The 13,448-nt window shown below is 46.2% G+C and carries 11 protein-coding genes; 5 read left to right on the top strand and 6 right to left on the bottom strand.

All coding sequences use genetic code 11. The features are described from left to right. Positions 1-4 precede the first annotated feature (4 nt). Both F3I09_RS03575 and F3I09_RS03570 read left to right on the top strand, forming a co-directional pair. Entirely contained in the window at positions 5-3,151 is a 3,147-nt protein-coding gene (locus F3I09_RS03575) for an efflux RND transporter permease subunit (RefSeq protein ID WP_149693656.1), read from the top strand. Next, on the top strand, positions 3,129-4,241 hold the full coding sequence (locus tag F3I09_RS03570) for an efflux RND transporter periplasmic adaptor subunit (RefSeq protein ID WP_149693655.1): 1,113 nt from the start codon (positions 3,129-3,131) through the stop codon (positions 4,239-4,241). The genes F3I09_RS03575 and F3I09_RS03570 overlap by 23 nt, the downstream gene beginning before the upstream one ends. Positions 4,242-4,258: 17 nt before the next feature. Here F3I09_RS03570 and trxA read toward each other — a convergent pair whose 3' ends face one another. Beyond that, on the bottom strand, positions 4,259-4,555 hold the full coding sequence (gene trxA, locus F3I09_RS03565; RefSeq protein ID WP_149693654.1) for a thioredoxin: 297 nt from the start codon (positions 4,553-4,555) through the stop codon (positions 4,259-4,261). 218 nt (positions 4,556-4,773) lie between these two features. Here trxA and F3I09_RS34570 point away from each other — a divergent pair, with 218 nt between their 5' ends. Both F3I09_RS34570 and F3I09_RS03560 read left to right on the top strand, forming a co-directional pair. Beyond that, positions 4,774-5,049: an aldo/keto reductase gene (locus F3I09_RS34570; RefSeq protein WP_255479291.1), complete on the top strand. Its 276-nt coding sequence runs from the start codon at positions 4,774-4,776 to the stop codon at positions 5,047-5,049. Continuing rightward, the gene (locus F3I09_RS03560; RefSeq protein ID WP_255479290.1) at positions 5,046-5,819 is read left to right on the top strand and encodes an aldo/keto reductase; all 774 of its coding nucleotides are present in this window, start codon (positions 5,046-5,048) and stop codon (positions 5,817-5,819) included. Before F3I09_RS34570 ends, F3I09_RS03560 begins: the two co-directional genes overlap by 4 nt. 99 nt (positions 5,820-5,918) lie before the next feature. Here the strand turns inward: F3I09_RS03560 and F3I09_RS03555 are convergent, their stop codons facing one another. Further along, the gene (locus F3I09_RS03555) at positions 5,919-6,809 is read right to left on the bottom strand and encodes a glycosyl hydrolase (protein WP_149693653.1); all 891 of its coding nucleotides are present in this window, start codon (positions 6,807-6,809) and stop codon (positions 5,919-5,921) included. A gap of 313 nt (positions 6,810-7,122) precedes the next feature. Between F3I09_RS03555 and F3I09_RS03550 the strand changes: the two genes are divergently transcribed. Continuing rightward, on the top strand, positions 7,123-8,100 hold the full coding sequence (locus F3I09_RS03550) for a c-type cytochrome (protein ID WP_149693652.1): 978 nt from the start codon (positions 7,123-7,125) through the stop codon (positions 8,098-8,100). 313 nt (positions 8,101-8,413) lie between these two features. Here F3I09_RS03550 and F3I09_RS03545 read toward each other — a convergent pair whose 3' ends face one another. From F3I09_RS03545 to F3I09_RS03530, 4 genes are all read right to left on the bottom strand, one after another. Further along, the gene (locus F3I09_RS03545; protein ID WP_188133667.1) at positions 8,414-9,289 is read right to left on the bottom strand and encodes an NAD(P)-dependent oxidoreductase; all 876 of its coding nucleotides are present in this window, start codon (positions 9,287-9,289) and stop codon (positions 8,414-8,416) included. A gap of 92 nt (positions 9,290-9,381) precedes the next feature. Then, positions 9,382-10,707 (bottom strand): cytochrome P460 family protein, encoded by a 1,326-nt coding sequence (locus tag F3I09_RS03540; protein ID WP_223233119.1) that lies wholly within the window; start codon positions 10,705-10,707, stop codon positions 9,382-9,384. Positions 10,708-10,907: 200 nt separating this feature from the next. Next, positions 10,908-11,699 carry a DUF4249 family protein gene (locus F3I09_RS03535; RefSeq protein WP_149693650.1) on the bottom strand — a complete coding sequence of 264 codons (792 nt, stop codon included), beginning with the start codon at positions 11,697-11,699 and terminating at the stop codon, positions 10,908-10,910. Between the two features lie 11 nt (positions 11,700-11,710). Then, positions 11,711-13,327, bottom strand: a complete 1,617-nt coding sequence (locus F3I09_RS03530) for a TonB-dependent siderophore receptor (protein ID WP_188133687.1) — start codon at positions 13,325-13,327, stop codon at positions 11,711-11,713. Positions 13,328-13,448 lie beyond the last annotated feature (121 nt).

Below are 13,448 nucleotides of genomic sequence, written 5' to 3'. Positions count from 1 at the left end.
TATTATGAAGCTTATTATTTCGGCATTACGGCATCCTGTTACTATTCTCGTGGCGGTTATCGGGATTGTCTTCTTTTCAGTGCTGTCTGTCAGGAACACTAAAATAGACATCTTTCCCCGCCTGGGATTGCCGGTGGTGTATGTGGCACAGCCTTACGGCGGCCTTTCTCCTGAACAGATGGAAGGTTTTGTTACCTCTTACTATGAATACCATTTCCTGTACATCACCGGTGTAAAATATGTCACTTCCAAAAGCATCCAGGGTGCTGCTATTATTAAGCTGGAGTTCAACGAGGGAACTGATATGAGCCAGGCAATGGCGGAAGTGGTAGGCTATGTGAACAGGTCGAGGGCATTTATGCCACCGGGAACAGTGCCGCCATTTGTGACCCGTTTTGATGCAGGCAGCGTACCGGTCGGACAACTGGTATTCAGTTCGGAGAACCGCTCCCTGGGAGAAATTGCTGACCTGGCATTGTTCAAAGTGCGTCCTATGTTCTCTACTTTGCCGGGAGTATCGGCACCACCTCCTTTCGGGGGGAATCAAAAGACAGTATTGATCACAGTAGATCCCGAAAAAGTGAGAGGTTACGGTCTTGCGCCCGACCAGGTCGTACAGGCTTTGGCGAGATCCAACACTATCTCTCCTGCGGGAAATATCCGTATAGGAGATACAACCTATATCACACCACAGAACAGTGTTATTGAAACCCTGCAGGACCTGCAGAATACGCCTTTACAATTGGGGGCAGGTCCCGCGGTATATGTGAGAGATATTGCATCAGTAAGTATGGGCTCCGACGTGACTACCAGTTACGCGCTGGTGAACGGCAAACGGGCGGTATATATTCCTGTTACCAAGCGGGCAGATGCTTCCACCTGGGATGTGGTGCAGCGGGTAAAGGCTGCATTGCCGGATATGCAGGCTGCTATTCCTTCAGATATTAAAGTAACCTACGCATTTGACCAGTCAGGATATGTGATCAACTCCCTGAAAAGCTTGTTGTTCGAAGGTGGGATAGGAGCGTTGCTGACTGGCCTGATGGTATTATTGTTCCTGGGAGACCGGCGCAGTGCATTGATTGTAGTAATGACCATTCCGCTTGCATTGCTTACCTCTGCAACATTACTTTACCTCACAGGGCAAACGATCAATATCATGACCCTGGGTGGCCTGGCATTGTCGGTGGGAATACTGGTGGATGAAGCCACGGTTACAGTAGAGAATATCCACCGTCATATGGAAGCCGGTAAAAGCAAGGCGAGAGCTATTGCTGATGGCGCCAAAGAAATTGCCGGTCCGAAGCTACTCATCCTGCTCAGTATACTGGCGGTGTTCGTGCCGGCTGTATTTATGAACGGTGTGCCGGGAGCGATGTTTCTACCCTTATCTCTGGCAGTAGCTTTTGCTATGATCGCCTCTTTCTTTTTGTCGCAGACCTTTGTGCCGGTAGCCTCAAACTGGTTCCTGAAAACTCATTTGAATACAACCGCTTCCCCCGGCCGCTTTGACCGCTTTAAAAGCTGGTATGTTGCTAAGGGCAGCAAGCCGGTATTTGATAAAAGCTGGGTGACTGTACTGTTCATAGGGATGTCTTTGCTGTTGGTCATATTGCTGTTCAACGCCACCGGTACGGCGTTATTCCCCCGTACAGATAGTGGCCAGACGCAGGTCCGTTTGCGCTTACCCGTAGGTACCCGTTTTGAACGCACCGAAGACGCTACCCGAAAATTACTGGCACTGACAGACAGTATCGCAGGTAAAGGCAACGTAGAACTTACTTCCGCTTTTGTAGGTACCCAGCCTTCCAGTTACCCGGTGAACTACATTCACCTCTGGACGGGAGGGCCACAGGAATCGGTTGTGCGTATAAAGCTCAGAAAAGACGCCATAGCGATGCCGGTTTTCATGGAATTATTGCGTGCTGCTGTGAAGAAAGAAATGCCCTCTGCTACTATCTCTTTTGAACCGGGCGATATTGTTGAGCAGGTGTTAAACCTTGGCAATACCAATCCCGTGGAGATTGCCGTAGCGAATAGGAACCTGGTGGAAGGAAAGGCTACAGCGGTGCAACTCCTGAAGAAATTGTCAGCAATACCGGCGTTACGGGATCTGCAGATTACCACTCCACTTGAATATCCTGCTATCAGGTTAGACATAGACCGCGTAAAAGCAGGCCAGTTGGGACTCAGTACAGAACAAATCTCAAGATCGCTGGTAACAGCCACTTCTTCCAGCCGTTTTACCAATCCCAGTTACTGGCTGGATAAAACTACGGGAACAGCTTACCAGGTGCAGGTACAATACCCCGAGTTCCGTATGAACAACACAGCGCAGCTGGAAGCAATTCCAGTGGCAGGAGCTGATGGTAAAACCCATTATCTCAACGAAGTGGCATCCTGGAAATACACCAGCGTAGCAGGGGAATATGACAGGTTGAATCAGCAGCGTTACATAACTATCACCGCCAATATACAATCGCAGGACCAGGGATCGGTATTCAAACGTGTGAATAAGGCTATTGCAGACATGGGGAAATTACAGAACGGCGCACGCATACTGTTACGCGGTCAGCCGGAGTTATTGCAGCAAACGCTGACAAGCCTGCAGTTTGGTTTACTGGTAGCGCTTGTGGTTATTTTTATGCTGATGGCGGTTTACTTCCAGTCTTTCCGTGTGTCGCTGGCCGCATTGTCAGTTATTCCTGCAGTTATTGCAGGCGCATTGCTCTTTCTGTTTATAACAGGCAATACCCTGAATATACAATCCTATATGGGCATCATTATGGCCGCAGGAGTGGCTATTGCTAATAGTGTATTGTTCATTACAAATGCCGAGTATTACAGGCGTGCCGGTGATAGCAATTCCTATATGCTGGCCGCAGAGAACAGGTTGCGTCCTATCCTGATGACCAGTGCTGCGATGATAGCGGGGATGATACCGATGGCGCTGGGATTGTCTGAAGGTGGTGATCAGACCGCGCCTTTGGGTATTGCAGTGATAGGAGGCTTGTTGTTTTCTGCTGTAAGTGTATTGTTTTTCCTTCCTCATATTTACCGGTCATATACAGGGAAAAGACCTTACAGGTTTGTATCTCTCGATCCGGACGATAAAGACAGTATTTATTATGACAAAGAAGATAAAAAATAAAGCTTCCGGGCCATTAGCCCTTGTTATCTGTGCTGTTTATCTGCTGACTGCCTGTGGTGGTCCAAAACAAACAGATGCCACTGAGGCGGGTACAGCGAAGGATACCGTAGCAGCATTCATCGTACAGCAGGATACCCTGCATAAAACAGTGGAGCTTCCTGCTGAACTGCTGCCTTATGAATATGCAGATCTGTATGCGAAAGTGGAAGGATTTGTACAGGAGATGAAAGTGGATCTTGGCGATAAAGTCAGAAAAGGACAGGTGCTGGCAGTCATAAAAGCACCGGAAGTAAATAGCCGTTTTGCGGAATCGGAAGCCAGTGTATCGTCGGCGAAGGCGAAGTGGACTTCCAGCAAGGACAATTATGAACGATTGTACCGTGCCTCCCAGGCCAGGACACCGGGTATAGTAGCGCCCGTCGATCTTGAACGCAGCAGGAACCAGATGATGGCCGACAGCAGTGCTTATGTGGCCGCAGAGAAACAGTCTCAGGCGTACAGGGATGTATCTGGTTATCTGCATATCACTGCTCCTTTCAATGGCATTATTACGGCCAGGAAAGTAAACGCCGGTGCTTTTACAGGAACGAATACGCCTTTGCTTACCATACAGGACCTTCACCTGTTACGTTTGCGTGCTGCTGTGCCTGAGATATACACCGGAGCAGCCCGGGCTGCTGGTAGTATAGACTTCAGGGTAGATGCCTATCCGCTGGAACGGTTTGCGGCAAAGCTTACCCGTAAATCGGGTGCCATTGATCCCGCTACCCGTACGGAACTATGGGAGTTTGAAGTGCCCAACAGCGAAGGGAAACTCAAAGCCGGCGCTTTTGCATATGTGAAAATAGCCTTACAGCGGGATATGCCATCTGTGATTGTACCTGCCACTGCAATAACAACTACACAGGAAAGGAAATTTGTGATCCGGGTAAGGCAAGATAAAGCCGAATGGGTAGACATCAGGCAAGGGCTCACTACAGATAAGGGAACCGAGATATTTGCAGGCATACAACCGGGAGATACCTTGTTAATGAAGGCTACCGATGAACGGAAACCCGGTAGTACCGCCTTTTGGAAAGTAAATAAGTAAGATCAGCAGGCCGGTTGTCACGCATTCTGCCTGACAATTTGTTCCAGATTATTCACCGGTACCACGCCAGATTGGCGCCATACTATCTTGCCCTGTTTAAAAAGGATCAGTGTGGGCACTCCCTGTACCTGGTACGCATTAGCCGCAGCCGGATTTTTATCTACGTCCACTTTGATAATCGTAGCGGCATCGCCTACTCTCTGTTTCAGCTGGTCCAGTATAGGCGCCTGCATCTTACAGGGGCCGCACCAGGTTGCAAAGAAATCCACCAATACCGGTTTATCACTATTTATAAGCTCTGAAAACGTTGCCATATTTTATGCTGTTAGTATGCACATGGTAACACAAAAAATATGCAAAAGTACCTGCGACTGTACTTGTGGCAGTCATTGCTATTTTAGAAGATAGCATGGATAGGTGCTGCACCATCTCCTATATTTACAGATATATATATGATTTGTACAGGTCGGGAAATCGGGAAAGTGTGATCTTTGTACGGCTATCTAATTCTTTAATAGTTAACGTAAACAAGATGGAATACAGATTTTTAGGAGGATCAGGATTGCAGGTGCCGGTATTGACATTTGGCACCGCCACTTTTGGTGGAAGTAATGAGTTTTTCAAGGCATGGGGAAGTACACAGGCAGAAGAGGCGACACGGTTGGTAAACCTCTGCCTGGACGCCGGCGTTAATTTATTTGATACCGCAGATATTTATTCTGACGGACTTTCGGAAGAGATATTGGGAAAGGCTATCAGTGGAAAGCGCGATAAAGTGCTTATCTCCAAAAATCCACTTTTCCGATGAGTAGTGGTCCCAGGGACGCCAACTACCAGGGATCATCCCGCTTTCAGCTGATCAAAAACGTGGAAGCCAGTTTGAAGCGGTTGAATACTGACTATATTGACATCTATCACATGCACGGATTTGACGGGAATACACCTGTGGAAGAGGTGCTACGCAGCCTGGACGATCTGATACAGAGTGGTAAGGTGCGTTACATTGCAGCCTCCAATTTCTCGGGATGGCACCTGATGAAATCCCAGGCCGTTGCAGACAGATATGGATGGAATAAATATGTGGCCCACCAGGTATATTATTCACTCGTCAACAGGGAATATGAATGGGAATTAATGCCATTGGGCATTGATCAGAAAGTAGGCGCACTGGTATGGAGCCCACTGGCAGCGGGCATGCTGGGAGGAAAATACCGCCGTAACCAGCCATTTCCTGCCGACAGTCGTGTAGTACAGGGAGGTAGTCCTGTCCCTTCATTTGCAGTCCCTGACGAACTACTGTATAAGGTCGTGGATGCATTGGATGAAGTGGCTGCAGAGACAGGCAAAACAGTAGCTCAGGTAGCTATTAACTGGTTATTGCAGAGACCAACAGTATCCAGCATTATTATCGGTGCCAGGAATGAAGAGCAATTAAAACAGAACCTGGCAGCAGTAGGGTGGAACCTGACGGTGGAACAGGTGAAAAAACTGGATGCTGCAAGTGAGGCGCCGACAATTTATCCATACTGGCATCAGCGGGGTAATCTTGCTTTAAATCCTTTGCCAAAGTTTTATTAAGAAGAGAGGCGGAATATTGCTCCCTTGTTTATAAAAAGAAAAGACCCGCGTTATACATAGTATGGACGCGGGTCTTTCTGTAATAAGATAGTGTGATGATTACTTCACTGTTGTATTTGGTTTATAGTCTGCATACCATTGTCCCAGTGTGGTCAGTTTACCATCGGCGCCCACCAGTGCAGAAGGCCATAACCTTGTGCTGGTAGGAGAACCGGAGAACCAGGAGTAACGGTGTACAAATGGTAATGCTTCCAGTTTAGGCAGCAGGCGTTGCATAAATGCCAGTACCTGATCCGGCCTGTACATGTTACCGTCTATGGTAGTTGAGTTGTTATCCACTGTAGCAAATTCGGTGATCCAGATAGGAAGGTGGTATTTATCATAAAGATCCTGCAGGGTTTTCACGAAGTGCACATCATCCAGACCTACATACATATGTACGCAGATGAAGTCTACACGGCGTTTCTGCTGGATCGCCTTATCGAGGAATTCATAGATCCAGGCTTGTGTAGGCCATGCCGCAGCAGGGCTGCCCAACGGCAGGCCGATGTTTTCCAGCTTAGGCCAGAGGTCCAGCGCTTCCTGCACCGTCATATTGGATTGATCCCCCAGATCCGGTTCATTGAATCCCAGCACATATTTTACAGTACCAGCAGCTTTCATTCTTTTAACAGAATCGATCAGCGCATCGGTCACATTGCCTTTTCCCCAGAACATAGATACGAATTCACAATTCTGTGGTACAGTCCTGGCTGGTAAGGGAGTTCCCCATGTGTAGAACCAGTGGCTTTTCAGATTTACAACGTTGGTATACCATGTGCCGTTGGTGGTATTGGTGCTGAAGTCTGCACCTTTTTTACCGGTTTTAGGCGCTTCATAGCCACCGCCATTCTCACTTCCACCACCGGGTGTTGGAGATGCATCTTTGTCTTTACTGCAGGCGATGAACAGGGACAGGCTCATTAAGAGCGCGAGTTTTAATTTGGTCATTCCAGGATATTTAAGTTGGCTTCAGAATATGGTTGTACTTGGATATACAGTACAATGATATTGATTTTTAATATCATTTAATGTTATTAATCAATGCCCCAAAAATAGGCGTTACCGTAGTACGATAGTTACTGTCTGAGAATCAATATCCAACAGTGCGTAACCTGCAATGTATATATGCTATCCCCTAATGTGGGGATGCTTTTCAACCGTTTTCGGTAACAACAACTACACACATGCTGCAATAACTTTGTGGCCCTGATCCGAGAAAGTCTGATAAATAGTTCGAGAAAAAACACCCATTACACTTTTTATGAACAAGAAAACGATCCTGCGTGCTTTAGGCGCGATTGTACTGTTAGCTGTATTAATTATCATCAGTGGCTATTCTTACCTCCGGTTTGCGCTTCCTAATGTTGGAGCAGCGCCTGATATTACTATTGAACGTACGCCAGCCCGCATAGAACGGGGGCGCTATCTGGTGTATAACGTAGCCGGTTGTACGGATTGCCATTCACAACGAGATTTTTCAAAACTGGCCGGCCCTAATTTTCCTGATTCCATGGGGGCCGGAGGAATACGTTTTGATCATAAGTTTGGTTTCCCCGGCGTGTTCTATTCAAAGAATATTACACCTTATGGTCTGGGTAAATGGACAGATGGTGAGATATACCGGGCTATCACCAGTGGTGTGGACAGGCATGGAAAAACGCTTTTCCCATTAATGCCTTATACCAGCTACGGGAAGATGCAAACGGAGGATGTATATGCTATCATAGCATATCTCCGCAGCATGCCTTCTATCCCTAATGATGTACCGGCATCTTCAGCCGATTTCCCTGTCAGCCTGCTGATGAATCTGACGCCTTCCGATCCTGTACCTGTTACCTATGTGGATCGTAGTGATACCGTAGGATATGGTCGTTACCTGGTGATGACGGCAGGTTGTGCAGACTGTCATACCTATAAAGTGCAGGGAAAAGATTCAGGAGATGCCTTTGCAGGAGGGAATATTTTCCCATTGCCTACCGGTGGGATGTCGCGTACTGCCAACATAACGCCTGATAAAGAAACGGGGATAGGTAGCTGGACAGCAGCGCAATTTGTGGCGCGGTTCAAATTATTTGCAGATAGTGCAATACGTAATCAGCCTGTTGCGAAAGGAGATTTTAATACCCTGATGCCCTGGGCATACTACTCAGGGATGGATACCAGTGACCTGAGATCTATTTATGCATACCTGAAAACCCTGAAACCAGTGCATCATCAGGTAGAGAAATTCACCCCCTGAGGGGAACATCCCCTTAATTGGGGGGTGCGATGTTACCGGATTCGGTGGCATAAGCAATAAAGAGACCAGCATAACTTTGCGAACCGGATTGAAAGAAAAAGACAACCGGGTCAGCGAATGACAACCATCGCTTTATATGAGAAATAGAATGAATATAGTATATCAGAAAAATGAGACAGCCTGCTATATATAATTATTGAAAAACCTGAAGCCTGAAGGTGATACTTTAAGAGTGATGAAGTGTTATTATCCTGATTATCCTTAGAAGACACACACGTTGTGAGTAGGCCGGTCGAGAGACCGGCCTATGCTTTTATACAACATATTCCTGTTCAAGATATTGATAAATGGCCATCATGTCGGCTGCCCCCAGGCCTTTCGCCAATGCCTCCTGCAATGTATTGGAAAGGGTATTGACTGCAGGGGTATCCATTCCCTGTGCCTTTGCAAGCCGTATATCTTTGGCGAGGAGACTTAAAGGGAATGAAGGCGTAAAATCATGATTGATGATATTCTGTGATTTACTCCTGGATACCACGCTGGCTAAAGGCCCGTCATTGATCAATGGCAGGAGCTGTTCGGGGGAAACGCCGTTATTCTTTGCAAATATGACGGCTTCTGATAACCCCTGCAGGGTAATACCCAGGAAGGTGTTAATGGCCAGTTTCGCATAATTTCCGGCTCCGTTCTCACCCAGCAGGTATGCTGCCTTCCCCAGGGCATTAAAGATAGGTTTGGCCCGTTCAAAATCCTCCGGACGACCTCCGGCCATAATGACCAGTTGTCCTTCCTCGGCAGGTTTTACACTGCCGGATACGGGTGCATCCATATACCAGATGCCTTCCGCCTCACATAAGGCCGCCAGCTGCCGGGTAGTATCCGGAGAAACGGTACTCATGTCAATGGCCAGCATATCTACAGGCAGGGGTATGGAAAGAATGCCATCCGGCCCCTCATATAGTTCTTTGAGCGCAGCATCGTCAGTAAGCATGGTGATCACAACATCCACATCTTCCACCAGGTGCGTTGGACTCCTGGCTATCTCTACGTCCAGCTTCTCCTGCAATGCTGTAGCCTTCGCCGTAGTGCGATTGTATACTTTTACCTTAAAACCGGCCCTGACGAGGTTCGTTACCATTGGCGTTCCCATATTGCCCAGACCGGCCCATCCTATTTTAAGATGACTCATAAGACTGCTTTTTGGTGGTCTGTATAAATCTAGGAAAAACATGGTAAAGGAACATATTTTATTTGTTTTTCAAAGTATACAATCTGCAGTGTTTAATTGAAGATGACAGATGCTCTCAGGTGTGTAATATAATTGATCCTGTCTGAATGGTCTGCCGCCGGCAGCTGTTTCCAGGACGGTGCCTGATAGCCTTCGTACGTTGTTATCGCACCCACTTTCACTGTTTCTACTGTCTGAAGGTGTTCCGGGATCTTTGCGCCGAACCAGTGCGCATCTTCCTGTTGAGACCAGGTGGCGAGTGAGAGTACTGCCCCGGCAGGATAGGAGCCTATACCGCCGCTTCTGGCATGTTGTACGGCAATGCTATTCCCGAATAATACCGTATGCGTCTGCCGTTTGTTATCGATCACGGAAGCAATCAGTTGCTGCTGTGCTCCGCTGACCACTTTATCAGGCCTGTCTGCATCTGCCATGGTAGGTGTGAAGACGAAGTCATTGCCTTTCATAGGCTGGTGACAGTTCACACATTCCTGGGTAAAGGTCAGTGTTTTGCCGTAGGGTTTCAGGTCATTCCCTTTCCATCTTGCCCAGCCCCAACCTGCGGTACCGGTATATTTTTTATCATCTTTTATCATGAACTCCACCTGTTTGAGTTCGCCGGTATTGGCAACAAGGGTGCTGTCAGTCAATTGTTCCCAGGCTACTTTGGCGAATATGGTGCCATTAGGCCACGGATTGGTATGATGTTTATTAATAGCCTGGATCGCCACGTCGTTACCCAGGATGACCCTCATGGTACCGTTATCGAACCTGTCTGAGATATTCACGATCTGCCAGTCCCTGTAGTCATGTATATATGCGATGCCATTGGGAGCAGGTTGTATATCTTGAACAGAAGGAAGCGCTCCGGCGGCCCACTTGCTGAATTGTTGCTGTGCCACGGCAATACGGGCCGTATCAGATACTTTAACAGGTGCGAGGCCTCTGACGTATGTTTTGAGGGTATTGATATCCCTTTCTGTTAGTCTCGCATCTCCATGAAAGGTGGTGTAAGAGGGAAGTGGCATTGTTCCAAACATCGCCTGGTTCACAGACAGGAAAAGATTAGCCTTCTGATCGCCGGCAGAGAGGCTGTCCCAATGGGAGAAGTTCAGCGCTTTCCTGCCATCTTTGATATGGCCGGCTACCAGCCAGGAAGCGGGCGCTATCTCATCAAACCATTTCAGTTTGGTCTCATTCGAATGACAGTCATAACAGGAAACCCGCAGGATGTGTGCTATGTCAGGCGGCGCCTGAATGTCTTTTGTAACCGGAGGGTTCTTAATACCAGGTCTGATAAATTGTATTAAGAGCAGACCACCGGCGATGATCAGGGCGATGTTTACAAGTTTTTTTTTGAAGAAGGTGGATATAGACATTGTTGGGCCGATTTGTTCTCACTGGCAAAATTGCCCGTAGAGAATACCAATAACAAGCAAAAATTGTTGTACGGGGAGAATAGATAGCTGAAGGTGGCAAATTGGAGGGTGGAGAGGTAAACACAAAAAAAGGCCGTTATATAACAGCCCTTGTATAAATAGGGGGGCAAAAGCCCCGACAACGGTTGAAAACTTGTGTTTTATGGTAAAGATTTACTCTTTTGCTCTACTGTATAAGCTGAAAATATCCCTAATGCCCCATTGGAAATATTATTGGGTGGATTGTTCGGTGTGGCGCCTCCGCCGGGGCCACTGTCAGATATTAATGCTAATGTTCTGTAATACAATGCCACATTTTTATCAATGCATTGCATTTGTAACGAGATCGAATCTCCCTGTTTAAACTCAATGTCATCATCATTTATTTCCAGCCTGACAGAATTAGCAGCACCATTTCTTACTTCGTCATTTTGTACGAAGTGCTGATTGATTAGTTTATTGTTTATCCATAACACAAACCTGTAATTGTTGCCTTTTGCAAATGGATCTGTATAAACCGGTATCACACTGTATTCTGTTTCACCGGTAATAATATCCGTCTCTATTCTGATAGAATCAAAAGGTACATGCTGCGGCATCGTGCTTTGTGCAGTGTATGTTTGATTTTCTGCCTGTACAGTAAGTGTATATGTTCTGCCTTCCACACCAGTCAATAGGTTGGTACGGTATGTTCCATTTCCCAGTGTGCTGAGGGTTTCGCTATTTCCGGCATCATCGCTGATAGTTACTACGGCATCATCAATTGTAGGGTAAGTACCGGTTTCAGTTAATTTGATGGACTTTGTGATCTTTACATAATACGGTCCCGCTTCGTTCGTAATATTCCCTTCTATGATGATCCTGGATAAATTGTCTTTGTATTTTAAATCAATTGTTTTTTCGCAGGCTGTAAGAAGTAAGGCGATGAATATTATACTGACAATATTTTTCATTTTATGCTTTCTTAAAATTTGAAATTATAGGTTATGCTGGGCACCCATTGAAAGAGGGAGGTTTGTACAGCATCTATTTTTTGTGGATTGTCTTTATTTTCTTTAAATGTGATGGCGAATGGATTACGGCGGCCATATACATTGTACAGCCCGAAGCTCCATGAACTTTGCCAGTTTTTCCTGGCCGGTCTTTCATAAGTGGCGCTGATGTCCAGTCTATGTGTAGCGGGCATTCTGTCGGCGTTGCGGGTTCCATATTGATAGATGACCATATTGTTTAAGACATATTTGCCCGTAGGGAATGTTACGGCGTTGCCGGTGGTGTAAATGAATGTGCCGGATAATGTCCATCGTGGCGAAAGCGTGTAAATACCTACAATTGATAAATCGTGAGTGCGGTCTTGCTTTGCGTTATACCACTGGCCTTTGTTGATGCCATTTATTTGTCTTTCGGTTTTAGAAAGCGTATAACCAACCCATCCTGTCAGGTTTCCCTTTTTCTTTCTCAATAAAATTTCTATGCCATAAGCCCGGCCTTTACCAAAGAGCAATTCACTTTCAATATCAGGAACAGTGTTTATGTCGGCGCCATCTCTGTAGTCTATCTGGTGCTGCATTGTTTTATAGTACGTCTCGGTATTCAGTTCAAACGCATTGTTGTGAAGGTTTTTGCTAAAGCCAATGCTGAACTGATCGGCTACCTCGGGCTTAATGTTGTAACTGTTCCCAATCCATGCATCGGTAGGACTGCCTCCGGTCGAGTTACTCATCAGGTGCAGGTTTTGCGTGTTACGGGCATAACCGATTTTTATAGCTGCGGTGTTGTTCAGACTGTAGCTCGCAGAAATTCTTGGCTCAAGGTTGTAATAGTTCTTGCCAAATTTTCCATTAGCTAATTTTATTGAGTCGATGAGCTGATTATTCTTGTAAATATTATAAGTGTTGCCACCCAACACATTGTAAAATGAAAACCGCAATCCATAGTCAATGTTAATGACGTCAGAAGCCTTCCAGGAATTGCTCACATATACTGCGTTCTCTAATCCTTTACGACTTCTTTTATTATTCACAATGTCCGTTCCTTCGGCTTTTGTAGGAGTGACTGTGTGCTGTATAACATTAAATCCAATGCGCAAAGTATTCCTGGCATTTGCATACCAGGTAAAATCCTGCTTCAGGTTCAGGTCTTTGATGTGTGAATTAAAATTCATCTCACTGGCATCAGTTTTAAAACCTACATTGAAATCGTAGTTGCTATAAATGAAAGATGTGTTGGAAAATAATTTGCTGCTCAATAGACTGTTCCACCTTAGTGTAGCGGTAGCATTGCCCCAATCGCTTCCAAACAATGAAGACACGCTGAATACATCTTTGCCAAAATATCCGGAGAAGTATAATTTATTCTTACTGTTGATAGCCCAGTTGGCTTTTGCATTCAGGTCATAGAAATATAATTTGACATCTTTCATGTCGGAAGAAAGCTTTGCAAAAAGGTCGGCATAAGTTCGTCTGCCAGATATCATGAATGATGATTTATCTTTTTGAATAGGGCCTTCTACCAGCAATCTGCTACTGATCAGGCCCAGCCCGCCGCTTACCTGGTAATCCTTGTTATTGCCTTCTTTCATCTTCACATCCAGTACAGATGAAAGACGGCCGCCATATTGTGCCGGACCAATGCAAAAAATGGGCGCGAAAAAATAAATAGACAGACTTGTCTGTTTGTATTGAAAATCCCCTTACCTTTGT

The organism is Chitinophaga sp. CF418 (assembly GCF_900142925.1).
Lineage (GTDB): Bacteria > Bacteroidota > Bacteroidia > Chitinophagales > Chitinophagaceae > Chitinophaga.
Note: the sequence above shows the minus strand (reverse complement) of the source record. Positions and strands in the feature narration are given on the sequence as shown.

Coding starts and splice junctions, on each gene's coding strand:
- trxA (WP_149693654.1), bottom strand. CDS start 4,555: ATGGCAACGTTTTCAGAGCTTATAAATAGTGATAAACCGGTATTGGTG.
- F3I09_RS03545 (WP_188133667.1), bottom strand. CDS start 9,289: ATGAGTCATCTTAAAATAGGATGGGCCGGTCTGGGCAATATGGGAACG.
- F3I09_RS03530 (WP_188133687.1), bottom strand. CDS start 13,327: ATGAAAGAAGGCAATAACAAGGATTACCAGGTAAGCGGCGGGCTGGGC.
- F3I09_RS03570 (WP_149693655.1), top strand. CDS start 3,129: ATGACAAAGAAGATAAAAAATAAAGCTTCCGGGCCATTAGCCCTTGTT.
- F3I09_RS03540 (WP_223233119.1), bottom strand. CDS start 10,707: ATGTCTATATCCACCTTCTTCAAAAAAAAACTTGTAAACATCGCCCTG.
- F3I09_RS03535 (WP_149693650.1), bottom strand. CDS start 11,699: ATGAAAAATATTGTCAGTATAATATTCATCGCCTTACTTCTTACAGCC.
- F3I09_RS03555 (WP_149693653.1), bottom strand. CDS start 6,809: ATGACCAAATTAAAACTCGCGCTCTTAATGAGCCTGTCCCTGTTCATC.
- F3I09_RS03560 (WP_255479290.1), top strand. CDS start 5,046: ATGAGTAGTGGTCCCAGGGACGCCAACTACCAGGGATCATCCCGCTTT.
- F3I09_RS03550 (WP_149693652.1), top strand. CDS start 7,123: ATGAACAAGAAAACGATCCTGCGTGCTTTAGGCGCGATTGTACTGTTA.
- F3I09_RS34570 (WP_255479291.1), top strand. CDS start 4,774: ATGGAATACAGATTTTTAGGAGGATCAGGATTGCAGGTGCCGGTATTG.
- F3I09_RS03575 (WP_149693656.1), top strand. CDS start 5: ATGAAGCTTATTATTTCGGCATTACGGCATCCTGTTACTATTCTCGTG.